Below are 23,738 nucleotides of genomic sequence, written 5' to 3'. Positions count from 1 at the left end.
CTATCAACCGGGAGGGGGATCGCCGTCCGGACGCAGGTCGTCCAGTTGGCGGGCCAGCAGCAAGAGGCTCCGATTCAGACGTCGCTGCACCGTCTTGGTCGACGCGGCGATGACCTCGGCGGCCTCGGCATGCGAAAGGCCCTGGATGTGGATCAGGCCGAAGACCTCTCGCTCGCCGTCCGGGAGGCTTTCGATGGCCTCGAAGATGCGTCGTGCATCGGGACCGAGTGCGGAACCGCTGCTCTGGGCCGCGGGCACCATGCCGTCGCGCAACTCGACGACGCGGGGCTGTTGATCTAGGCGGCGGGCCAGGTCATTCAACTCCCATCGCATGTGCTGATTCGCCAGGGCGTAGAACTGGCGCACGGTCTGGGGCCGATACTCGCGCATCGCCTTGAGCAACCGCTCCACGACGGAGGCGAGCAGCTCGTCCGCATCCAGGTTCAGGGGAGGCCGCGTCAGCCGGGTGAATTGCCCGCGGAGGATGCTGGCACAGAGTCCCCTCAAGCGACCGACGGCCCGATCGAGCAGCGCCCGGACGACGGCGTCGTTGGGCGCTTCCCTGGCCAGATCGATCAGGTAACGCTCGATGATGGCGGTGGTGCAATCGTCGCTCATAGCCGCCTCAGGACCGGTGCAGGTACGTCCATCGCTCCGGCATGTTCACCGCGAATGTCCAGTCGCCACGCTTTATCCAGGCGACGAGCGGACGTGGTACCTTGGCCCGGAGAGCTCTCGCGGTCCGGGTCGCCATCCGACCAAGACACCATATTCAGCATTTGTTGCCATTCCAAACATTTGATGAGCTGGCGATCGCCCATCACGCCACAGGCTTTGACTTCGAAGCCCTGACAGAATTAGCCACTGGAGTGCCGCCTGCAAACATCATAACCATCACTCTTCATAGAGGCATCACTATTGTTAAGCCCCCCTTGCCCGACGGATTATGGTGCCGGATCGAGCCCCTGCCGCCACCAAATCCAGCAGGCCAGCCTCCCGGGGTCACTCGATTCCAAGACCCATGGCAGCCAACGGCGTACAGTCCGAACCGAACGGATCAGAGCAACCCGCCGTCATAGCACTTGCCCCGACCAAAACCTGGCCATCGTGAAGATAGCCAGGGCTGGGTCGGGACGGCTGGCTCCGATCAGGCGGCGTCGATGCGGAAGCCGAGGACGGCTTCGACCTGGCGGGCCATCAGGACAGGGTCGGAGATGCCCTGAAAGTCGCGGCGGGGGGTGTAGGGAGTTTCGAGGCGGACGGCTTCTTCGTCGGTGAGGGTGATGGAAAGGGCGGCGATGGCATCGTCGATGTGGTGGGGCTTCAGGGCGCCGACGATCGGGGCGGCGACGACGGGGTTGCGCCGGAGCCAGGCGAAGGCGACCTGGGCCCGGCTCACGCCGCGTTCCGATGCGATGGCCCCCACGGCGTCGACGATCGCGCGATTGCTCGCGGCGGAAGCCCCATCGGCCGGGATGAGGGCGGCCTCGGATTCGGAGCGGGGCGTGGTCTCGTCCCAGGCGCGGGCCAGGCGGCCCCGGGCGAGGGGGCTGTACGCGATCGTCTGGACCCCCTCGTCGGCGCAGAGGGGGAGCATCTCGCGCTCTTCCTCGCGAGCGAGCAGGTTGTAGGCGTCCTGCATGGAGACGAAGCGCGACCAGCCGTTGGCCTTCTGCAGGTGCAGGGCCTTGCTGAACTCCCAGGCCATCATCGACGAGGCGCCGAGGTAGCGGACCTTGCCGACTTTGACGAGGTCGTGAAGCGCCTCCAGCGTCTCCTCCCAGGGGGTCCGCTGGTCGCGACGGTGGATCTGGTAAAGGTCGATGTAATCGGTCCCGAGCCGCCTCAGGCTGTGGTCGACCTCCGTCATGATCGCCTTGCGCGACAGGCCCTGGGCGTTCGGGCCGTTGCGCATCGGGGCGTTGAGCTTCGTGGCGATCACCACGCGATCGCGGTCGGCGAAATCGCGGATGGCCCGGCCCAGGATCTCCTCGCTCGACCCGACCCCGTACATATTGGCGGTGTCGAAGAAGTTGATGCCCGCCTCGATCGCGTGCCGAATCACGGGGCGGCTGGCCTCCTCGCCGAGCCCCCACGCCGGATAACCGCGCGCCGGATCCCCCAGCCCCATGCAGCCGATGCAGACCGGGGAGATGTCCAGGCCGGTGCGTCCGAGCTTCACGTATTGCATGTCACCTCCTGAGTCGGAGTAAACTGGATAGCTCTCCGGTTCCTGTCACGCACAACAAACCGGAGAACTCTCCGCTTAAGTTACCGGAGAACTCTCCGCTTGGTCAAGGCGTAGAAATGGGCGACGACGAGAAATTGCGCGCGGATGCGAAATTGAACCGGGATCGGATCCTGGACGTGGCGCGTGATGCGCTGGCGGCAGATCCGGGGGCTTCGCTGAACTCGATCGCGAAGGCGGCGGGGGTGGGCGCGGGGACGCTCTATCGCCACTTCCCGAGCCGCGAAGCCCTGGTCCTGGGCGTCTATCGCAAGGAGATCGACACGCTCGTCGCGCTGGCGCCGACGCTGCTGGCGATGCACCCGCCCTTGCAGGCCTTCCGCCTCTGGTGCGATCGGCTCTGCGAATTCGGCCGGATGAAGTACGGGGTCGCCGACCTGCTCCACGCGGTGATCTCGGACCAGGACCACCGGGAGACCTACGAGCCGATGGTGCAAGCGGTCCGCCGCCTGATGGGCGCCTGCGAGGCCTCGGGCGACATCGATCCCGGCTCCGACCCCGAGGACTTCCTGACGCTCCTCGGCCTCCTCTGGAAGATCCCCCCCGACGACGCCGGCCAGGCCCGCGTGAAGCGGCTCCTGGCCCTCGCCTTCCGCGGCATGGGGGTCAAGGAGACGCCTGAATAGCAGGGCTCTCCATCACACGAGAAATGATTACCTTTTGTCGAATTGCTCATTCCATGATTTCAGAAATTGAACAACGGCCGAGTCGGCACCTTCGGCCTATGCGTCGGTGGGGTCCCGGAATGGGCGCCTCCGGAGCGTGTCCTCGATCTTGCTCGCCCTCCGCCGTTCCCAGTCCGGGGATAGCCCTCGGAGTAGCTCGAGTTGATTTGCGAAGAGGAGCCGCCTGAAGTCCTCGCCCTCCACCCGATGTCTAAGCTCGAAGTCGCACGCCCGGCGCGGAGAATCGTCGCCCTGCCGCTGCTGTCCCGGCTCTGCGTCCACAAAAAAGACCTGTCGGGCATCGACCTGAAGCATCGGCTTGAGTTCCGCACCAAGCCGGAGCTGGCCGTCGAGCTGCTGCGGTACGCCGAGCCTTGGCCGGACCTGCTGAACCTGCCGACCTGGCCGCGGCCTGCGGGGGTTTGCCCCGCGAACCTGGATTTCGGCGCATTATCGGAAAAGGCGAAGGATTCGCTGACCTGATCGGAACGGGAGGGACAGCGGGATGGAGGACGCCGCCGGTCCGCTCAAACCGAGGAGTCCTCTCTGGTTTGAGCCTCCATTCAAAGTGGGCGCCGGGTCCCGCACCCGCGTGACAAGGTGCAGGCTGCTCAGAACTTCCTGAGGTAGATGTCCTTGAACTGGACGATCATGGGCTCTCCCGCGCGGAGCTGGAAACCAAGGAGGCCGCTGAGGTCGAAGTGGCCTTCCTCCTGGTCGATCAGTTCGGTGCTCTTGGCACCGTTGATTTCGAGGATGATCTGCTGGCCCTTGGCGGTGATGCGGTAGTCGTTCCATTCGCCGGCCGGTCGCATGGTCGCTATCGGGCCGAGCCGGGTGGCCGTGCGCTTGCCCACCGCGTCGATGATCGTCTTGTGGCCGTTGGCCGAGAGGAGCTCGGGGCCCTTACGTTTGTGGAGCTCGTCGCAGACACCTCCGAGGTAGCCGCCGCTTTGGAAGATGTCGGCCTGGTAGCCGACGGCCAGGCCGTCGGGCCGGAGGATGCTGCGAAACTGAACGCCCGAGTTCTGGCCGTTGCCGGAGACGCGGAACTTGAGTTTGAGGTCGAAGTCGCCGACGTCACCGCCCTGCCATACGAGGAACTGGTTCGATTTGCACGGGTGCTCGGGCGTGGATTCGCCGGTGATCGCCCCATCGCGGATCGACCAGTAGGACTGGTCGAGGGCCTTCCAGCCGCCCAGTGTTTCGCCATCGAAGATGCGCTCGAAACCGGCATCGGGAAGGGTGCTCGCCGCGGGGGCGGTGAGGAGGATGAGCGCGAAGAGTATTCGGGGAAGCTCGGGGGTCAACATGGTGGTGAGGTATCGGCGGCATGTCCGATCCGAAGGGATACGAGCCGAGACCTGTTCCCGGTCCGAGATCCTGGGCGATTGTCCCCTCGAATTTGGACTGTGTCAATGAAGACCGAGGGCGAGTGGCACTGGTGGCTTATCCGCGGTTGCTCCGACCGGTAGAAGGCACCTCTCGGCAAGCGGCACGGAAGAATCGCGGCCCGGCCCCGGCCTACGACCCGGACTTTACGGGTCCGTCGTTGTCGTCCTGCGTCTGCTCACCGTAGATCAGTCGTGAAGGCCTACCCGCCACCTGCCAGGATCGCCCAGAGAAATCCATCGGAATATCTTACCCAAAATACTCGAATTCCCGAAACATACCGGATATGATCGTTCATGTGAAATCGGCAAAGGGTGAGAACCGGCCTGGAATCTCAACCCCGACGGTGACATGAGCACCCAGGAGGAGAGGTTCAAGCCGGGCGTGCCCCGGCCTCGCGCCGGGGGCGTTCGTCCCGCGCGCGTGGCTCGGAAGGTATGGGGTTGCTTCGGAGAATCGGGGCAAACCACCGACTCGGGCGTTGATCCCAATCCGAGAGGCCGGTGGCCTCTCGGGAGATCGACGGGCGGTCGACGCGTCAGGGAGCCCTCGCCGAGTTCATCCCCCCCGAGGTCGTCTTTCGAAGGTCGATAGCGTCGAACTCTCCCGAACGTGCCGTCCCCCCCTCTCGGCGGTGGTCGTCCCGGCGCGTCCGGTCAACGCCTGGAATCCATAGGAATCACCATGAGTTCACTTCCGAGGAATAGGTTCGCCAGGATCTCCGCCGGGCTTCGGCTCCGGCCGGAACACACCAGGACCGCACGAGGGCGGTCGCGCGACATCCGGCTCGCGGTCGAGTCCGTCGAGTCCAGGACCCTTCTCGCGGCGCAGCCCCTGGTGATGGCGGCGCTCGGCGACAGCCTGACCGACGAATACCAGTTCTACGGCCCCCCCAGCCCGGCGCTTCTCGGCACCCTCACCTCGACGCCCGGCAACGGCAACCCCGGCGCCCCGGACGAGATCACGAGCCTGCTGAGCATCCTCGGCTCGCTCCAGTCGGCCCCCGGGGGCCTCGGGTCGGCGGCCCTCACGCTCCCGCCCGAGATCTTCCTCACGGGCCGGAGCTCCGAGAGGAACTGGCTCGAGAACCTCTCGCTCAACTTCACGCAACCGCCGGACTTCGGGCCCTACTCCCCGAGCAGCCGGGGGGCCACCCGCGAGCAAGGGTACGAGCAGGACTGGGCCCTGAGCGGGACGACCGCGGCCGGGTTCAACTATGGGTCGACCGGCACGACCTTCGAGCAGGAATATAACGGCTACCAGAACGAGTTCCCCACGACGGGCAACCAGTTGCAGCCGGGCCTCATCACCCAGAGCCAGCCGGCCTCGACCTATACGATCCAGGACGTCAACGTCGTGACGATCCTGATCGGGGGCAACGACTACGCGAGGGCGGCCCAGAACTACGTCGTGCATAACGACACGGCCCCGCTGGAGACGCAGGGGAGCTCCGGGCAGTGGGTGATCAACGAGGCGATCGAGAACTCGTTGGCCTCGGCGATCGCGGCGATCCAGGCCGCGAGCCCCAACACCAAGATCGTCCTGATGACGACCCCCGACATCACGTTCTCGCCGCTGGTCGACTCCCTGCTGACCGCCGTCTCCCCCTTCTACCCGAACCTCAGGGGGGACATCAGCCGCGACGCCCAGGACCTCAACACGTTCCTGAAGTCGACCTACGGCAACATGAGCAACGTGGGGGTGATCGACACCCAGCAGCTCTTCACGAACTTCGCGAGCAACCCGGTCATCAGCGGGGTGACGGTCAACATGGCGGGGGCCGGCCAGGCCTATACGGACGCCTTCTCGGGCGACGGCTTCCACCCCGGCACGATCCTCCAGGGGCTCATCGCGCAGGCGGTCATCAACGAGGTTAACACCCTCTTCCCCGGGTCCACGCCGCTGGCCCCACTGACCGACGCACAGATCGTCAGCTTCGCCATCAACTCGCAGCCGAACGTCACGCTCGCGAGCTCGGCCCCGGCCTCGACGGTCGGCCAGTCCGTGACCCTCACCGCGCGGGTCTCGCCGGCGCTCCTCGGGGCATCCGTGCCGACGGGCATGGTGACCTTCCAGACGATCGTCACCGACTCGCCGAACCCGCTGGTCAGCCCGTTCAAGGTGCCGGGCGTGATCCTGGGGACCGCCCCCTTGAACGCCCAGGGGTTCGCGACCCTGACCCTCCCGTCGCTCCCCGCCGGCAACGTGCAGATCGCGGCCTTCTACAACGGCAGCCCGATCTATGAGGCCGTCCTGTCCTCGGAGCTGACCCAGACGACGACCGCCACGCCCGCGCCCACCTCGACGACCATCGCCAGCTCGCAGGGCGTCGCCACGTTCGGCCAGCCGGTGACGTTCACCGCGTTCGTGACCGCCGATGGCGTCGGCCTGCCGACCCCGACGGGGACCGTCACCTTCCGCGACGCGACCACGAACCAGGTCCTCGGGACGGCCGACCTGAACGGCCAGGGGCAGGCCGTGCTGACCACCGCTAGCCTCGGCGTCGGGACGCACGCGATCGTCGCCGACTACGCGGGCACGACGACCCTGGCCTCGAGCACGTCCGCGGCCTTCTCCGAGGTCGTCAACGCTGCCCCGGCGCCGCCGCCCCCCCCGCCGATCGTGATCCCGTCGCCGGTCACGACCACCCAGCTCGTGCCGGTGTATGAAACGGTCAGGGGCCGGCGGTTCGTGGTCTTCCAGGTCATCGTCTCCCCGATGCAGGCCCAGTCCAGCGTGCCGGGCGGGATCGTCACGATCACCTACGGCACCCATCGGATCACGAGCCTGGTGCTCAACAATGGCACGGCCAGCCTGGTCGTCCCCCTCGGCCAGGCCGTGAGGCGCTTCGCCTACGCCAACTACCAGGGCCAGTCGCCATTCCTGGCCAGCGGCTCCGCGACCATCTACATCCGCCCGCGGCCCGCGTTGAGGCCCATCATCGCCGCCTCGACCCCGCAACCCTCCCACGCGATCCGCGCCGCCGCCGCGAGGCCCCGCTTCCCACGCGGCCATTGATCTCGATGCCGGTCGACTCGCGACGGAGGAGGAGGCCCACTTCGGTGGCCCCCTCCTCCGTCGAATGGTGTACCGGATAACCCTCGCGCAGAGCATGGCCATCGTCGGCATCATGGCAGTCGGTTTCGCCACGGCACCGGTGCCTGTTGTATTCACCTTATCATTTGTGATGCTCATCTCTGCGCGCAACGCAGCTTACTTTCACGCCCCCTGGCCCCGGATCGCCTGCTGGCGTGCTACCCGCCGCTCCTGATCATCTCCCTCGATGCGACCTGGGGAGCGGCCTGGTATTCACTCGGCCACCCGCCTCGTGCTTCGCTCGACGACCCGAGGCAGATCGGCCCGCTTGTGGACTTGCCGTACCTCATGGGCTCAATTCTCGGCGTTGGCCTCGTGCAAGCCCTCTTCGTGAATCTGGCGATGATGGTCGTCGAGCTTTTCCGGATGCTCCGCGGCGATCACATGCACTTCAAAATCCAGGTCGTACTGCCCGTGCTCTCATGGCCGCTCGCATTTGCATGGATGAGGGCTGACCCGGGAGGCCTGTTTGCATCATTGATGGATGGTTGACGGGCCCCCGACCTCTATACCTCGCCGGAATCCAGCAAGGTCATGAGCCCCACGGTAACGCGCCCGGGAGGCTTTGATAGAATCCGATGCAACTTTATCAAGCCGAAAGCGAGCCTGGTTCGGGAGAGCTCACTTCGATCGGCCAATCCGGCTGATCACCGCAGGAATTGCCGATAACTCAATCCTTCCGGGGACATTTCAACGCACGATTGCGCGACGGTCTCCGGCTCTTTCTCGGCGATGTTCGGCCCGATTTCAAGCGCCATACAGCCAGGGATTTGGCCGTGCACCTCTTGACGTCGGGCCGCATGGCGAATGCCCCGATGCCGCCCCGGGCCTCGCCGACCAGGCACCGAAGGCCCCGATTGCCAACCAGCGACGCCCAGCATCGCGGCTTAAAAAAATCGGGAAATCTTCGAGAGTTTTCCTTTGAAAACCGAAGGAAGATATAAGTAGAATTCTTCGCGGGTCAAGATCGCGACCGATCGCATACTAGTCCTAGTCGACGAAAATAGAGTATCGGGCATTATCAATCGGAACAGCCCTACGGCCAAGGTGAGACTGGCAACGTTGCTGCGGTCCGTACTATCCTCCCCCCCCGGACGGACGCCGTGTATCAATCTGACGACCGGCATGCACCACGTGGCCAGCTCGATGATGCCGATACTATCCATCTTCCAAGACCGACGACCGATTAAGCCGACGTCACTATCCAGGGAGCACCGTCACGGGTCGCGCCTCCTGAGTGAGCCCGATGATGCATCCGATTCGGCCCGGGCGTGAGCGGCCGGGATCGCGGATCTCGCGGTTTTGCGAGCAACGATCGGCTCGGTGTTGGCGCCTTCTCGTCCTCATCTCTTCTGGGGGGTTATGAACATGATTCAGAAGCGTAGCGCATTCACCCTGATCGAGCTGCTGGTGGTGATCGCGATCATCGCCGTGCTGATCGCCCTGCTCCTGCCGGCCGTGCAGGCCGCGCGAGAGGCGGCCCGGAGGGTCCAGTGCGTGAACAACTTGAAGCAGCTCGGGCTCGCCATGCAGAACTACCACGACACCGTCGGCTCGCTCCCGATGGGGCGGCAGAACGGGCCGAGGCGGACGTGGGCGTTCTCGATCCTCACGACCATCGAGGGGACGACCCTCTTCAATGCGATCAACTTCACGACCGATTTCTATCAGCCGGCGAATACGACCGCGATCCTGGTGAACCTCAAGACGTTCGACTGCCCCTCCGACCCTGGCGGCTCGAACATCGAAGAGCCGACCTCCCCGTACCCTCGGGCCAAGGCCGATTACATGGTCAATTACGGCAATACCTGCTGGCACCAGGACGGCACGCGCCCGGGCCAGGCCACCGGCCACACCCCCTTCACCCCCGAGTCGCCCCTGGCCCAGGTCGCCGCGCCCTACACCACGACGACCTTCCTGCCCGGCCCCTTCACCGGCGACAAGTCGTACGGCCTGCGCGACTTCACGGACGGCACGAGCAACACCCTGCTGTTGAGCGAGGTCAAGATCGGGGTCAATCAAGGCAACAGCTCCGACCATCGGGGCGACATCTACAACGACGATCGGTGCTGCTTCGAGTTCTACACCTACTCCCCGCCGAACGCCAAGACCTACGACCAGATCGAAGCCGGGTTCTGCCTCTACCCCAACAGCACGAATCCGCCGTGCGTCAACGTGAACTTGACCTCGTTCAACGCCGCGAGGAGCTTCCACCCGGGCGGCGTGAATGCCGCGATGGGCGACGGCAGCGTCAAATTCATGAAAGATTCGGTCGCCATCAATGTCTGGCGGGCGCTCGGGAGCATCGGCGGCGGCGAGGTCGTCAGCGCCGACTCGTTCTGACCCGTCCTCGATCGCCGGCGGGAGATTGCCCCCGGCGATCAACCTTCTTCCATCGTGCGAGCTCTCAGGTCTCCGAGGGCTTGACCTCGGATCGGCCCGCGGGCACCGAGATCCCGAAGCCCCGGCAAGCAGCCCGGGGCGCGGGAATTTTCCGCCAAATCGAGAGGAATCATGACGTTCAACGTCAAGCGAGCCTTCCTGCTGGTGTTGTTCCTCCTCGGGTTCATCCACGGTTGTGGCAGCGGCCAACCCGAGGTCAAGGTGGACCCCGTCCTGGCGAAGAAGCCGTTCCCGAAAGCGGGAGGACGCCAGGTGCCCTGACCGTGCGGATGAGACTCTCCGATTGGCTGGCCCAGCATGGATTCCGGGGTGTCGGGTTTCATTCGCATCCCGGCCCCCCATTACTTATCAATGCGAAATCGATAGTTTCACTCGTCGATGATTGCCGGGATCTCCCGGTGCTATTTGAGCCGCGACATCGGGGCGAATACCCCGGTCGGTCGCGGCCCTTGTCTTGAGCTTCAGCCCCATCGTCATCCACCGTCGCCTTGCCAGTCGAGACCGACGCGAGGTCGACGCCGCCCGTCGGGAGGAAGTCGCGGCAATGCCGTTGGACTTCTTCATGCAAGTCGCCGGGCCCGAGCGAAGGATTGAGCGAGCACGGGCGCAGGAACGCGGGCGGGTGGGCTCGGACCAAGATCTCGGGACGAAGGGGCCTCGCGCCGGATCGCCCAGGGCTCACGACCTTGCAGGCTGGCCCTGCTTCCGTGTCCTGATCATCCTCGCTGAATCCGCGGAAGGATGTGCGGGGGCGAGGGTCTTATCGGTGGGTGGCGTGCGCGACCAACTCATCGGTCCGTTGAGGGAGTGGGGGCGGGTTCATCGGCTTGCCGAAGAGGAATCCTTGCACGTAATCCGCGCCATGCTCGCGGACCCAGGCATATTCTCCTTCGGTTTCGATCCCTTCGGCCACCGACTCGATTCCGAGCGATTGGGACATCTCCAGAAGCTTGCTGAGGATCCCCGCCTTATAAGCTTCGCGATCCACCCCTCGGATCAGATGCATGTCGAGCTTCACGAAGTCGGGCTTCAAGATGCCGAGCAGGTTGAGGGAGCCGTATCCCGAGCCGAGGTCGTCGAGCGCGACCTTGAAGCCGGCTTCTCTGTAGTAGTTGGCGATCCGCACGAGGTGGTCGACATCCTTCACTTCGTCGCTCTCGACCACTTCGAACACCACGCGATCGGGCCGGTAGCCGGTCTCCCTGATCGCGGCCACGGTGGCGGCGAGGCAATACCTCGGGTCGTAGATTGAAGCGGGGTTGAAGTTGATGAAGAGATTGGAATCGCCGCGATCGAGGCCGTTCTCGCTCGCGCATCGGATCGCCGTGAGGCGGGCCGCCCGGTCGAGAGGAAACAGCATCTCCGCATCTCTCGCGGCCTCGAAGAGCCGCCCGGGGGGCACGAGTTTGCCGCCGGCCTCCACCCCTCGGAGCAGGCATTCATAGGCGAAGACATGCCCGGGATCCTGGGCGTGGACGATCGGCTGAAAGTGGCTGGTCAGGCGACCTTCGCCGAGCATCTCGAAGAACCAGGCCGATCGAACTCGCGTGACCAGGCTGGAAAGGGGCTGGATCGCCGCGATATCCGACAGCGCGAACGCGGCCCCTTCGCCCACGATGAGCGACTTGGTATCACGCAACTCCGACTGGCTCAAGGCCCGGACGAGCTCGTCGGCCAGCTGACCAAGCTTCCCATGCTTCAAATCAACGCTCAGGAGATGACCCGCAGGTTCCTCGAATGGTAGGTCGATCCGCTTGAGCAAGGTGCGGAGCGTGCGGAGGGTATGGACCAGGGGAGGGGCGAGGCAAAGAGTGCCCGTTTCGGGGATCGCGGCGGGAGGTCCTGTGCATTTTAAGCAGAGTGGCATCAACATATTCCTGAAGATAATCCGATGATCCAGAGTCTTTCCTGAAATGATGCAGCCATGCTGGATTCGCCGGCGTCGGCGATTCAGGGGGAGCAATCCTGCTCGACAACACAAGATTTTGGACAGAGTCGCGGCCGGCAACTACGTCGTCAGCCTGGGAAACTCGAGGAGAGTTTCACGATCCACTACAGCCGCGTGAAATCTGCAAAAAGCATGCCAGCACAAATCTCTCACGCGGCGATCACAAGACCTACTGCGTTTTTAAGTGGCTCAGTCTTCCAAAAGTGCCAGGTTGTTCGAAATTGAGAACCCGGGCAGCCACTGAATGCGCAATTCAAGTGTTCTGCAGAGTCTTGGAGCATGCGAGGTGAATGACGCGGTTTCGTCCGTGCCCTGCAAAGCAAGGCACCTCGCGGTCGATCTCGGTGGCCCGTCCGTGACGTTCGCCGGGGCGTGGCCTTAGGCTCGTGAGAGGAGAGATCGATCGCGTCGATCCGATGGGCGGAATCCATATATCAAGAGTCAGGACGTTGGCTCGCGGTGTCGGGGGGCTCCTGGCCGCGGTAGCGGGCGCGGTAATCGGTGGGGGTCTGGAGGAGGTGCTTGCGGAACTGCTTGGTGAAGTAGCTCTGGTCGTAGAAGCCGCAGGCCTGGGCGATCTCGGCGATGGAGCGGTCGGTGGTGGAGAGGGCCTGGCAGGCGGCGTTGATCCGGACGCGCAGGACGTACTGCATCGGCGTCATCTGGTAGAGCCGCTTGAAACGGCGGTCGAGCTGGCTCACGGAGATGTGGACCAGGGCCGCGAGCGTCGTCACCTCGATCGGATCGGCATAATGACGCAGGACATGGGTGATGACCTCGTCCATCTCGCGATAGGGGCGGATCAGGGACTCGGCCTTTTCCAGGTCGCGCATGACGCCGGCGATGCCGATGACGCGACCCTCGGCGTCGAAGAGGGGGATCTTGCTGGAGATGAACCACTTCAACTCCTCCCCCTGCCCCGGCACGAGCCAGATCTGGTTCGGCAGGGGTTTGCCGCTGCGCATCACGCGCTGGTCCTCGGCGATGTACTGGTCGGCGAGGTGCTGGGGGTGGATGTCGCGGTCGCAGAGGCCGATCATCTCGGCCTCGGATTCGCGGCCGCGGAGCTTCCAGAGGGCCTCGTTCACCTTGACGAACCGGCTCCGGCGGTCCTTCACGTAGAGGTAGACCTCGGGCAGATATTCGAACAGCGGCGCGAGGGCGAGGCTCCCCTCGAGCTTGGCGAAGAACCGCTCCTGGAATCGACGGGGGTCTCGCATGCGCAAATAATACCAGCGAATGCGGACAAACTCCTAGCCCGCCATTGATCGGAAGGTTAATGTGAACTCCACTGAGAAAACCTCGGAAGTGCCATCCTGCCCGCCTCGCGGTCCAAAAGCGTGACGAATTGCCCCCCGACCTCCGCCCCCTCCCCGGCCTACCGGGCATCGGGCTGACGCCGGGGCGTGGCAAGAGCCCCCAGGACGCTCGCGACCCCGAGGGATGGCCCGCGCCGGAACGATGGGTCGAACAGGAGTCTTCGCATGCTCAAGTTCACCGGGAAGGGACAGACGTCGACCTGCGACGGGTCGACGCGTCGCGACTTCCTCCAGGCCGGCACGCTGGGCGCGCTCGGGTTCGGGCTGCCCCACTGGTTCGCCGCCAAGGCGGCAGGCGCCGTGAAACCCGGCTCCGCCGACCGCGCCTGCATCATGATCTTCAACCTCGGCGCCCCCAGCAACATGGACCTCTGGGACATGAAGCCGGACGCCCCGGCCGAGATCCGAGGGCCCTTCAAGCCGATCGCGACGAAGTCGACCGCCATCCAGTTCTCCGAGATCCTCCCGCGCCACGCCAAGATCGCCGACAAGATCTCGCTCGTCCGCTCGTGCCACCACGGCGGCGCGGCCGTCCACGACGCCGGCTGGCAGATGATGCAGACCGGCCGACTCTTCGCCGGGGGCGTGAACACGCCGCACGTCGGCTCGGTCGTCAGCTACCTCGAAGGCCGCAAGACCGACCTGCCGCCCTTCGTCGTCCTGCCCGAGTTGATGGGACGCGGCGGCGGCAACCTGCCCAACGGCCAGGCCGGCGGGTTCCTCGGCAAGGCTCACGACCCGTTCACCCTCAACGCCGACCCCTCTCAGCCGAACTTCCGCGTCCCCGACCTCCTGCCCCCGAAGGAGATCGGCGACGTCCGGCTCGATCGCCGGCGGAAGATCCGCGAGCTGGTCGACGACGCCGTCTCCACCTTCGAGGCCTCCGAGAACGCCGCGCTCCTCGACGGCAACTTCCAGTCGGCCTTCCGCCTGATGACCAGCACCCAGGCCCGCGAGGCCTTCGACCTCGCCAAGGAGTCGGAGACGACCCGCGAGCGCTACGGGATGTCGCGGTTCGGCCAGTGCCTGCTCCTCGCCCGACGCCTGGTCGAGAGCGGCGTCCGGTTCGTCACCATCAACGCGTTTTTGACCGTCTTCGACGAGATCACCTGGGATATCCACGGGTCGAAGCCCTTCACCTCCATCGAGGGCATGCGCGACATCGTCTGCCCGATGTATGACAGGGCCTATACCGCCTTGATCGAGGACCTCGACCAGCGGGGCATGCTCGACTCGACGCTCGTCTGCAACCTCGCCGAGTTCGGCCGGACCCCTCGCGTGAACCCGGCCGGCGGGCGCGACCACTGGCCCCTCTGCTACACGGTGGGCTTCGCGGGCGGCGGCGTGAAGGGGGGACGCGTCATCGGGGCCAGCGACCCCATCGGCGCCGTGCCCGCCGACCGGCCCGTCGAGCCGGCCGACGTCGCGGCGACGATCTTCCACAGCCTCGGCCTGAACCTCGAGACCAACCTGCCGGGCCCCGCGGGACGCCCCTTCCCGCTCGTCGACTTCGGCCATCGCGAGATCCACGAACTCTTCTGATCCCCTCTTGTTCACGCGCAGGGAAGAGAAACATGAGCATCAGGGCGACCGAGGAGACGACCATGTCGAGGCGACGAAGCGGCTTCATCCCGACGCTGGCGGGGCTGGCGATCTTCGCCGGGCTCACTCCGACGACCTTGCGGGCCGACGAGGTCATCGTCCTGCTGCCGGCCGAGTCCGCCCTCAAGACCCCCGAGAGCCGTCAGCGGCTCATCGTCCAGGAGCTCGAGAAGGGGGAAGCCGGGAGCCAGCTCGTCGAGGGGATCGAGTGGTCGTCGAGCGACCCGGCCATCGCCGAGGTGGTCGACGGCGTGATCCGGCCGGTCAAGGACGGCTCGGCGACGATCACGGCGAAGGTCGGCGGCAAGTCGGCCTCGTCCAAGGTCACAGTCGCGGGCATGGGCGCCCCGTTCGCCTGGGGCTTCCGCGAGCATGTCGAGCCGATCCTGGCCAAGCAGGGGTGCAACTCGGGCGCCTGCCACGGGGCCCTCGCCGGCAAGGGGGGGTTCCGCCTCTCGCTCCGGGGCTATGACCCGGCGACCGACTTCTTCAACATCGTCAAGCAGGACCGCGGCCGTCGCGTCGAGCTGGCGGACCCGGGTCGGAGCCTGCTGCTCGCCAAGCCCTCGGGGGGCATCGCCCACAAAGGTGGGGTGAAGTTCGAGACGAACTCGCTCGACTACAAGATCCTGGCCGGCTGGATCGCCTCGGGCGCGACACCGCCGGAAGACTCCGACGCGGTCGTGCAGGAACTGGAAGTGCTGCCGTCCCGGTCGCTCCATCGAAAGGGGCAGGATCAGCAGATCCTCGTCCGCGCGAAGTATTCGGACGGCCGGGTCGAGGACGTCACCCGCTGGGTCAAGTGGTCGTCGGCCGACGAGTCCGTCTGCCGGGTCGACGAGCAAGGCAAGGCGTCCGTCGTCGGCCCCGGCGAGGGCTCCATCGTCGCCTGGTACGCCAGCAAGCTCGCGATCGCCAGGATCACCGTGCCCTACGAGGCCCAAAGCCCCGCCGACGCCGCGACCGTCGACAACCGCAAGACTCGCGGCTTCATCGACGAGCAGATTGATAAGCAACTGACCCGGCTCAACCTGCCGGCGTCCCCCGCCTGCACCGATGCTGAGTTCGTAAGACGTGCGTATGTCGATACGATTGGTCGGATCCCGTCGGTCGACGAGGCCCGCGCGTTCCTCTCCGACGCCTCGGCGACGAAGCGCGATGCCCTGATCGACCGCCTGCTCGCGATGCCCGAGTTCGCCGACTACTGGACGTACAAGTGGTCGGACTTGCTCATGCTGAACGGCACGAGGCTCCGCCCCATCGCGCTCAAGTCTTATTACCAGTGGATCCACAAGCAGGTGGCCGAGGGGGCCCCCTGGGACAAGTTCGTCCGCGAGATCATCACGGCCACCGGCGAGAGCGCCGAGAACGGGCCGACGAATTTTTACGCGTTGAGCCAGTCGCCCGAGGACATGACGGAGAACGTCTCGCAGGCGTTCCTCGGGCTCTCGATCGCGTGCGCCAAGTGCCACAACCACCCGCTCGAGAAATGGACCAACGACCAGTATTACGGCATGGCCAGCCTCTTCTCGCGGGTCAAGGCGAAGGGCTGGGGGGGCGAAGGGAGGTCGGGCGACGGCCTGCGGACCCTCTACGCGGCCGAGACCGGCGAATTGGTGCAGCCGAGGACCGGCAAGCCCCAGCCGCCGACGCCGCTCGACGGCCAGGCCCTGAGCTTCGACGACCCGGCCGACCGCCGGATCGCCCTGGCCAAGTGGATGACCTCGCCCGAGAACCCGTATTTCGCCCGCTCGATCGCGAACCGGATCTGGGCCAACTTCTTCAACGTCGGGCTCGTCGAGAAAGTCGACGACATGCGGGTCTCGAACCCCGCGAGCAACGACGCCCTGCTCTCGGCCGCGGCCGACTACCTGGCCAAGGAGAAGTTCAACCTCAAGGCGTTGATGAAGGTCATCCTCCAGTCGAACGCCTATCAGCGCTCGAGCAAGCCCCTGGCGGGCAACAAGCTCGATCGCCGGTTCTACTCGCGGTACTACCCGCGCCGGATGATGGCCGAGGTGCTCCACGACGCGATCGTGCAGGTCACCGACGTCCCCACCAAGTTCGACTTCATCGCCTTCCCCGGCGCCGACAAGGAGAAGACCGACTTCTACCCGATGGGCACCCGCGCCGTGCAGTTGTACGACTCTGCCGTGGAGAACTACTTCCTCCAGACGTTCGGCCGCAACCAGCGCCGGATCGTCTGCGAGTGCGAGCGATCCGACGAGCCCACGATGGTGCAGGTCCTCCACCTCTCCAACGGCGCGACCCTGAACGAGAAGCTGCGGGCCCCCGGCAACCGGCTCGCCCGCCTGCTCAAGCTCAGGCAGGAGGGGATGTCGGGCTCGGCCCTGATCGACGAGATCTACCTCTCGTGCCTCTCGCGATACCCGACCGAGGCCGAGCGTGAGCATCTCCTCGCGCTCCTGCCCAGGCCCGGCGACAAGCCCGAGGGGGAGGTCGTCGAGGACTTCTACTGGGGCCTGATGAGCAGCCGCGAGTTCCTGTTCAATCATTGATCCATACCGAACCCATCGACCCGAGGACGAGGTCCCCAACATGCTGAGGCTCATGGTCCTGGCCGGCCTGGTCGCGGCGGCCCCGGCGGCGCTGGCCGACGGCGGGTCGACGCCCGACTACCGGACGCACGTCGCCCCCCTCTTCCAGAAGTATTGCGCGGGCTGCCACAACGACGAGGACCGCGAGGGCAAGTTCTCGCTCGAGACCTTCGCCTCGCTCCAGAAGGGCTCCGAGCACGGCCCGGCGTTCCTCCCCGGCGACCCCAAAGGGAGCCTGATCGTCCGCTTGATGTCGGGTGCCGCCAAGCCCGCGATGCCGCCGAAAGACGAGCCGAAGCCGACCGCCGAAGAACTGTCGCTGATCGAGGCCTGGATCGAAGCGGGAGCCCGAGGGCCCGAGGGCCAGGAGCCCGACCGGCTCGCCCTGATCGTCCCCAAGATCCCCTCGAAGGCGAAGGCCAAGCCCATCCTCGCCATCGACGCCACCCGCGACGGCCGCCTCCTCGCCGTCGCCCGCGACGCCGAGGTGACTCTTTATGAGGGGACCGGCGAGACCGCGACGAAGGGGGACAAGCCCGGGCGTCCGATCGGCCAGTATCCCGGCAAGGTAACCTCGCTCCACTTCAACGCCGACGGCTCCCAGCTCGTGACGGCCTCGGGCGTCGGCGGGCTCGGCGGCGTCGCGGCGATCTGGAACGTCGCCGACGGCTCGCTCGTCCGCAAGTTCGAGGGGCATCGCGACATCCTGTACGAGGCCGAGCTCTCCCCCGACGGCAAGATCCTCGCCACCTGCGGCTACGACAAGAAGATCGAGCTCTGGGACGCCGAGACGGGCAAGCCCTTGCGGACGCTCGAAGGGCACACGGGGGCCGTCTACGACGTCGGCTTCAGCCCCGACGGCAAGCACCTCGTCAGCGCCAGCGCCGACGACACCTGCAAGGTCTGGCGCGTCGAGGACGGGACCCGGCTCGACACCCTGCCGCAACCCTTGAAGGCCGAGTACACCTGCCTCTTCAGCCCCGACGGCAACTCGATCGTGGCCGGCGGCGCCGACAACAACATCCGCGTCTGGAAGTTCATCAGCCGCGATAAGCCCGAGATCAACCCGATGGAGATCGCCCGGTTCGCCCACGAAGGGGCGATCGTCCGGCTCGCCTTCTCCCCCGACGGCTCCAAACTCGTCTCGCTGGCCGAGGATCGCACGATCAAGGCCTGGCGGACCAGCGACTACACCGAGATCAAGCTCTGGGACAAGCAGCCCGACGTGGCCTCGGCCCTCGCCTTCGCCCCCGACGGCAAGACCTTCGACATCGGCCGCATGGACGGCTCGCTCGCCACGTATTCCATTCCTGATGCGAGCCCCTCCGCCGAAGCTCAGGCCCCGGCCGCGGCTCCCGCAGCACCCGTCGCGATGCCCGCCTCGGCCGCGCCGGGGGACGTCGCCGAGAAGGAGCCGAACGACGCCCCAGACCAGGCGAACCCGATCCCTCTGCCCGCGAAGGTCACCGGCACCATCGCCGCGGCCCCTGCGGCCCCTGGTACGCCGCCGGCCCCGGTCGATAACGACTTCTACCGCTTCACCGCGAAGGCGGGACAGGAGTGGGTCTTCGAGGTCAACGCGGCCCGCTCGGGCTCGAAGCTCGACTCCTTCATCGAGGTCCTCGACGCCAAGGGGAACCGGGTCCCTCGCGTCCTGCTCCAGGCCGTCCGCGACTCCTACTTCACCTTCCGGGGCAAGAATGACAGTGAGCCGGGCGACTTCCGGGTCTTCAACTGGGAAGAGATGAAGATCAATGACCTCCTCTACGCCAACGGCGAGGTGGTCAAGTTCTGGCTCCCGCCTCGGGGCCCCGATTCCGGCTTCGTCGTCTACCCCGGCCAGGGGACGCGCTGGGGGTACTATGACACGACCCCGCTGGCCCACGCCCTGGGCGAACCCTGTTACATCGTCGAGCCGCACCCGCCGGGGACGAAGCTCGTGGCCAACGGCCTGCCCGTCTTCCTGCTCAACTACGAGAACGACGACGACTCGCATCGGGAGTTGAGCAAGGATTCACGCCTCGTCTTCACCGCGCCCGCGGACGGCGAATACGTCCTCAAGCTCAAGGACATCCGAGGCCTCCAGGGCCCCGAGTTCCGCTACACCCTGACCGCCCGCGAGCGTCGCCCCAACTTCACCGTGACCCTCGTGGGGGCGAACCCCGTCGTCGGGGCCGGCTCCGCCAAGGAGATCAAGGTCGTGGCGCATCGGATCGACGGCTTCGAAGGCCCGATCCGAGTCGACATCGCCGGGCTTCCCGCCGGCTTCCACGCGACCTCGCCGCTCCTCATCGAGGAAGGCCAGCTCGAGGCCCTCGGCGTCATCATGGCCGACGCCAACGCCCCGGCGCCCTCCGAGGCCGACGGCAAGAAGACGGTCGTCACGGCGACGGCCACGATCGCCGGCAAGGACCTGACGAACCCGGTGAACGACCTCGGCCTCGTCAAGCTCGGCCCCGCGCCGAAGCTCCGCGCGACGATCGTCGCGGCCGAGGGGGGCGCGAAGCCGTTGCACTCCTCCCCCGGCGAGCCGCTCGAGTTCGCCATCGAGCCGGGGCAGACGATCATGCTCAAGGTGAAGCTCGACCGCGGCGAGTTCAAGGAGAGGGTCCTCTTCGGCAACGATGGCGCGGGCAAGAACCTCCCCTTCGGCGTGATCGTCGACAACATCGGGCTCAACGGCCTCCTCGTGATGGAGCACCTCTCCGAGCGCGAGTTCTTCATCACGGCCGACCGCAGCACGCCCGAGCAGTCGCGCCTCTTCCACCTGACCACGGCCGTCGAGGGGGGCCTCTCCACCGCACCGGTCCTCCTCCGCGTCACCAAGCCCCGCCTCCAGGCCGCGACGACCAGGCCCTGAGCGTTTGCGGCCTGGTTCCTACTTCGATAGAATCCGACACATGAGAGGCCTCCCTCCCGCGCCACGATCCAGGTGCGGCAGGGAGGCTCGATCTTTGACCTCCCCACTGATCCTGCGGACAAATCCCCATGCGTTGCATCGTCGCGGCCTCGAACCGGAGCGTCCTCCTCCTGCTGCTGGCATTCGCCTCGATGGCGAGGGCCAACGACGCCCCGGGGCCGGAGCCGACCGACGTGGCCTTCACCTCGAAACTCGACGGCTCAGAGCAGCGCTACGTCCTGATCGGCCCGCCAAGCCCTTCGGAGGATCGGCCGCGCGACCTGCTGATCGCCCTGCACGGTCACGGCTCCGACCGCTGGCAGTTCGCCCGGGACGCCCGCGACGAGTGCCGCGCCACGCGCGACTTCGCCGCCAGGCACGGCATGATCTTCGTCTCCCCCGACTACCGCGCGCGGACCTCGTGGATGGGCCCCAAGGCCGAGGCCGACCTCGTGCAGATCATCGAGACGTTGAAATCCCAGCATAAGATCGACCGCGTCTTCCTCTGCGGCGGTTCGATGGGCGGCTCCTCGACCCTGACGTTCGCCGCCCTCCACCCGGACCTGCTCCACGGGATCGCGTCGATGAACGGCACGGCCAACCACCTCGAATACGACCAGTTCCAGGACGCCATCGCCGAATCCTTCGGCGGCCCCAAGCGCTCGATCCCCGGGGAGTACAAGAAGCGGAGCGCCGAGTACTGGCCCGAGCGCCTGACCATGCCCGTCGCCCTGACCGTCGGCGGCCAGGACACGGTCGTCCCCCCCGCGAGCGTCCGCCGCCTCGCCGCGATCCTGAAGACCCTCGACCGACCCATCCTCCTCCTCGACCGCCCCGCCGGCGGCCACTCCACCACCTACGACGACGCCCTGGCGATCCTGGAATTCATGTTCAAGAACGCGAAGTAATCGCGATGTCGTGGTTCCCAGAACCTTACAATCCGAGATGATCCGCCACGTCAAAATCCGACGAGGGCGATGTTCGAGCCTCAGTATCGCCCCATCTCATGGCCGCCCGCGCGATCCCCAAGGCGGTCAAGCGGATCAAGGGGGAGGATCAGAGCTTGCCCCCCATCAACGTCGACCACCCCTCGACCGAGATCACGGGAAATGAGGGGGAGGTCGCGAGCGGCGATCCTTTCTGATCCGACCTGTCGACAAACACGCTGATGTCGAGCTCTCGGTGTGTCGACGACATGACGCAAACCCCGGTCCGTGCTCAAGGCCCCGCGACGCCGCAAGTTGGCAAGGAGACTCGGGCTCGCCCCTGTCGGCTCGAGATTTGCACAGGAGTGGGATGTTGGATCACGACCTCCCGCGATCCCTTTGTATGCGAATCCGAGACGAAATGGAGGCGGATCGATGCCGGGTCCATCCTCGAACGGTGACGCCATGGCCGAAAGGGCGACGGCCAGGGATATCAACACGACTTCGAAGCGAGAATCCGTCAGGCAGGGCCGAGGGCGTTGGGATTGGGCCAGGCCCGAGGCCTTCTGGGGGCTGATCAAGACGACGGCGAGCTCGTGGTCGGAAGACAAGGCGCCTCGATTGGGTGCGGCGCTGGCGTTTTACAGCACGCTATCGATCGCCCCGCTCCTGCTGGTCGCCATCGCGATCGCGGGGGCCGTCTTCGGCGAGGAGGCCGCCCGCGGGCACCTCATCGGGCAGATCCAGGGGATGGTCGGCAAGGAGGGGGCCGAGGCCATCCAGGAGATGCTCGTCGGCGCGAACAAGCCGGGGGCGGGGCTGCTGGCGACGATCGTCGGCCTCGCGACGCTCCTGTTCGCCGCGTCGGGCCTCTTCGGCCAGCTCCAGGACGCCATGAACACCATCTGGGAGGTCCGGCCGAAGCCCGGACGGGGCATCCTCGGGATGCTCAAGGAACGCTTCATGTCGTTCGCCATGGTGCTCGGCACTGGGTTCCTGCTGCTCGTCTCCCTCGTCCTGAGCGCGACCGTCGCGGCGGCCTTCACCGCGATCGGGCGCATCAGCCCGGCGCTCGGGCCCCTGCTCCAGTTGGGGGATCTGCTCGTCTCGGGGATCGTCGTGACCTTGCTCTTCGCCATGATCTACAAGGTCCTGCCCGACGCGAAGATCGCCTGGCGCGACGTCTGGGTCGGGGCCGGGATGACGACGGTGCTGTTCCTCATCGGGAAGTTCGCGATCGGCCTCTATCTCGGCCGCAGCAGCTACGGCTCGGCCTATGGCGCGGCGGGGTCCCTGGTGGTCCTGCTCGTCTGGATCTACTACTCGTCGCAGATCCTCTTCTTCGGGGCCGAGTTCACCAAGGCCTATGCTGATAAGTACGGATCACGCATCGAGCCGGCCGCCGACGCCGAGCCCGTCACCGCCGAGGCGAGGGCCCAGCAAGGCATCCCCAAGACCGCGGCGGCGTCCTGAAATGCGGAGGGCCGCCGCGATCCTTTTATGAACTTTTCTGGTTGTGACGATAAACCTCCGGGTTCTCCCCCGCGCCGACCTTGCCCGCTGTAAAGAGTTTTGGGAAAGTGGCTTCCGTCGTGGAGGCAGGATGACCTGAGAACGGCGATCCGGGATTGCCCCCTGGCTCCCCGATGCGTGGATCGATGCCGGTCTGTGCAATCGGAGGCGATCGTGCAAGGTAAGATTGCGCTCGAGGAGCATTTCGAGAACCCGGCCTATCCGACCGTCGGAGAGGGGCCCTTCGTCACGGCGGAGTATGCCGCCGAGATCAAGCGGAAGCGGCACGACCCGGCGCTCCGGATCGCCGAGATGGATCAGTTCGGGATCGACACCACGATCGTCTCGCTCACGGCGCCCGGGATCCAGGGAATCCCCGACCTGGCCACCGCGGTGCGCGTCGCCCGCGAGCAGAACGAATATGCCCTGCGCACCTATGTCGAGCCTTATCGAGGGCGATTGCAGGCGTTCGCGGCCGTGCCGCTCCAGGATCCGAAGGCCGCGGCCGATGAGCTCGAGCGAGCGGTCACGCAGCTCGGATTCAAGGGGGCGCTGGTCAATGGCTTCTCGAACATCGGCAACGAGGACACCGCCTGGTATCTTGATGATCCACATGTGCTCCCATTCTGGGAGCGGGTCGATGGGCTGGGCGTCCCGGTCTATCTCCACCCTCGGATCCCGCTGGCGAGCCAGACCCGCGCGCTCGACGGTTACCCCGCGCTGACCTGCTCCCCCTGGGGGTTCGGCCGCGAGACGGCCGAGCATGCGCTGCGGCTGATCATGAGCGGGCTCTTCGACCGTTTCCCGAAGCTGACGATCATCCTGGGCCACCTGGGCGAGGGCCTGACCTTCACCCTGCCTCGCCTGGAATCGCGGCTCCGCCACTTCAAGCCGGGGACCCACGGGCCTCACAAGCTGCCGCCGACCCAATACCTGCGCCAGAACTTCTATCTCACGACCAGCGGGGTCTTCCGGACCTCGGCCCTGCTCGACGCCATGCTCGAAGTCGGATCGGACCGACTGCTGTTCTCGGTCGATTATCCCTATGAATCGACCGCCGAGAGCGCCACCTGGTTCGATAACTGCCCGATCAGCGAGGCCGACCGCACCAAGATCGGCAGGAGCAACGCCCAGGCGCTCTTCAAGCTCGATACGCCGAAGCGCTGAACG

Annotated in this window: 19 protein-coding genes; 13 read left to right on the top strand and 6 right to left on the bottom strand. The window is 65.9% G+C overall.

Annotated features, from left to right (window positions below; translation table 11 throughout):
* Positions 1 to 3: 3 nt before the first annotated feature.
* Positions 4 to 618 (bottom strand): RNA polymerase sigma factor, encoded by a 615-nt coding sequence (locus tag ACOYYX_RS05800; RefSeq protein ID WP_422928985.1) that lies wholly within the window; start codon positions 616 to 618, stop codon positions 4 to 6.
* Positions 619 to 1,147: 529 nt separating this feature from the next.
* Positions 1,148 to 2,191 (bottom strand): aldo/keto reductase, encoded by a 1,044-nt coding sequence (locus tag ACOYYX_RS05795; RefSeq protein ID WP_422928984.1) that lies wholly within the window; start codon positions 2,189 to 2,191, stop codon positions 1,148 to 1,150.
* 176 nt (positions 2,192 to 2,367) lie between these two features.
* On the opposite strand from ACOYYX_RS05795, the gene ACOYYX_RS05790 reads away from it, so the two are divergent.
* Entirely contained in the window at positions 2,368 to 2,874 is a 507-nt protein-coding gene (locus ACOYYX_RS05790) for a TetR/AcrR family transcriptional regulator (protein ID WP_422928983.1), read from the top strand.
* A 96-nt stretch (positions 2,875 to 2,970) separates the two neighbouring features.
* Here the strand turns inward: ACOYYX_RS05790 and ACOYYX_RS05785 are convergent, their stop codons facing one another.
* Entirely contained in the window at positions 2,971 to 3,117 is a 147-nt protein-coding gene (locus tag ACOYYX_RS05785; RefSeq protein ID WP_422928982.1) for a hypothetical protein, read from the bottom strand.
* On the opposite strand from ACOYYX_RS05785, the gene ACOYYX_RS05780 reads away from it, so the two are divergent.
* Positions 3,076 to 3,396, top strand: a complete 321-nt coding sequence (locus tag ACOYYX_RS05780) for a hypothetical protein (protein ID WP_422931726.1) — start codon at positions 3,076 to 3,078, stop codon at positions 3,394 to 3,396. The genes ACOYYX_RS05785 and ACOYYX_RS05780 overlap by 42 nt on opposite strands.
* Before the next feature lie 128 nt (positions 3,397 to 3,524).
* Here ACOYYX_RS05780 and ACOYYX_RS05775 read toward each other — a convergent pair whose 3' ends face one another.
* Complete coding sequence (locus ACOYYX_RS05775; RefSeq protein ID WP_422928981.1) at positions 3,525 to 4,226, bottom strand: 3-keto-disaccharide hydrolase; 702 nt, start codon at positions 4,224 to 4,226, stop codon at positions 3,525 to 3,527.
* 763 nt (positions 4,227 to 4,989) lie between these two features.
* On the opposite strand from ACOYYX_RS05775, the gene ACOYYX_RS05770 reads away from it, so the two are divergent.
* From ACOYYX_RS05770 to ACOYYX_RS05755, 4 genes are all read left to right on the top strand, one after another.
* On the top strand, positions 4,990 to 7,323 hold the full coding sequence (locus ACOYYX_RS05770; protein WP_422928980.1) for an Ig-like domain repeat protein: 2,334 nt from the start codon (positions 4,990 to 4,992) through the stop codon (positions 7,321 to 7,323).
* A gap of 348 nt (positions 7,324 to 7,671) precedes the next feature.
* The gene (locus tag ACOYYX_RS05765) at positions 7,672 to 7,893 is read left to right on the top strand and encodes a hypothetical protein (RefSeq protein WP_422928979.1); all 222 of its coding nucleotides are present in this window, start codon (positions 7,672 to 7,674) and stop codon (positions 7,891 to 7,893) included.
* A gap of 876 nt (positions 7,894 to 8,769) precedes the next feature.
* Positions 8,770 to 9,744 (top strand): DUF1559 domain-containing protein, encoded by a 975-nt coding sequence (locus tag ACOYYX_RS05760; protein ID WP_422928978.1) that lies wholly within the window; start codon positions 8,770 to 8,772, stop codon positions 9,742 to 9,744.
* 171 nt (positions 9,745 to 9,915) lie between these two features.
* A complete protein-coding gene (locus tag ACOYYX_RS05755) occupies positions 9,916 to 10,065 on the top strand; it encodes a hypothetical protein (RefSeq protein WP_422928977.1) in 150 nt (49 codons plus the stop codon).
* A 499-nt stretch (positions 10,066 to 10,564) separates the two neighbouring features.
* Here the strand turns inward: ACOYYX_RS05755 and ACOYYX_RS05750 are convergent, their stop codons facing one another.
* Both ACOYYX_RS05750 and ACOYYX_RS05745 read right to left on the bottom strand, forming a co-directional pair.
* Positions 10,565 to 11,671, bottom strand: coding sequence for an EAL domain-containing protein (locus ACOYYX_RS05750; RefSeq protein ID WP_422928976.1), 1,107 nt, complete (start codon positions 11,669 to 11,671; stop codon positions 10,565 to 10,567).
* Positions 11,672 to 12,186: 515 nt separating this feature from the next.
* Positions 12,187 to 12,972: a helix-turn-helix domain-containing protein gene (locus ACOYYX_RS05745; protein ID WP_422928975.1), complete on the bottom strand. Its 786-nt coding sequence runs from the start codon at positions 12,970 to 12,972 to the stop codon at positions 12,187 to 12,189.
* Between the two features lie 264 nt (positions 12,973 to 13,236).
* Here ACOYYX_RS05745 and ACOYYX_RS05740 point away from each other — a divergent pair, with 264 nt between their 5' ends.
* The 7 genes from ACOYYX_RS05740 to ACOYYX_RS05710 all read left to right on the top strand — a co-directional run bounded on the left by ACOYYX_RS05740 (position 13,237) and on the right by ACOYYX_RS05710 (position 23,735).
* A complete protein-coding gene (locus ACOYYX_RS05740; RefSeq protein ID WP_422928974.1) occupies positions 13,237 to 14,613 on the top strand; it encodes a DUF1501 domain-containing protein in 1,377 nt (458 codons plus the stop codon).
* Between the two features lie 62 nt (positions 14,614 to 14,675).
* Positions 14,676 to 17,192, top strand: coding sequence for a DUF1549 domain-containing protein (locus ACOYYX_RS05735; RefSeq protein WP_422928973.1), 2,517 nt, complete (start codon positions 14,676 to 14,678; stop codon positions 17,190 to 17,192).
* A gap of 40 nt (positions 17,193 to 17,232) precedes the next feature.
* The gene (locus ACOYYX_RS05730) at positions 17,233 to 20,091 is read left to right on the top strand and encodes a c-type cytochrome domain-containing protein (protein ID WP_422928972.1); all 2,859 of its coding nucleotides are present in this window, start codon (positions 17,233 to 17,235) and stop codon (positions 20,089 to 20,091) included.
* Positions 20,092 to 20,219: 128 nt separating this feature from the next.
* Positions 20,220 to 21,038, top strand: a complete 819-nt coding sequence (locus tag ACOYYX_RS05725; protein ID WP_422928971.1) for an alpha/beta hydrolase family protein — start codon at positions 20,220 to 20,222, stop codon at positions 21,036 to 21,038.
* Between the two features lie 98 nt (positions 21,039 to 21,136).
* Positions 21,137 to 21,274 carry a hypothetical protein gene (locus ACOYYX_RS05720; protein ID WP_422928970.1) on the top strand — a complete coding sequence of 46 codons (138 nt, stop codon included), beginning with the start codon at positions 21,137 to 21,139 and terminating at the stop codon, positions 21,272 to 21,274.
* Between the two features lie 217 nt (positions 21,275 to 21,491).
* Positions 21,492 to 22,529, top strand: a complete 1,038-nt coding sequence (locus ACOYYX_RS05715; RefSeq protein WP_422928969.1) for a YihY/virulence factor BrkB family protein — start codon at positions 21,492 to 21,494, stop codon at positions 22,527 to 22,529.
* A gap of 213 nt (positions 22,530 to 22,742) precedes the next feature.
* Positions 22,743 to 23,735: an amidohydrolase family protein gene (locus tag ACOYYX_RS05710; RefSeq protein ID WP_422928968.1), complete on the top strand. Its 993-nt coding sequence runs from the start codon at positions 22,743 to 22,745 to the stop codon at positions 23,733 to 23,735.
* The last annotated feature ends 3 nt before the right edge of the window (positions 23,736 to 23,738 follow it).

This window comes from Singulisphaera chitinilytica, assembly GCF_049331405.1.
Classification (GTDB): domain Bacteria; phylum Planctomycetota; class Planctomycetia; order Isosphaerales; family Isosphaeraceae; genus PoT.
This window is presented reverse-complemented; position numbering and strand designations above follow the sequence as displayed.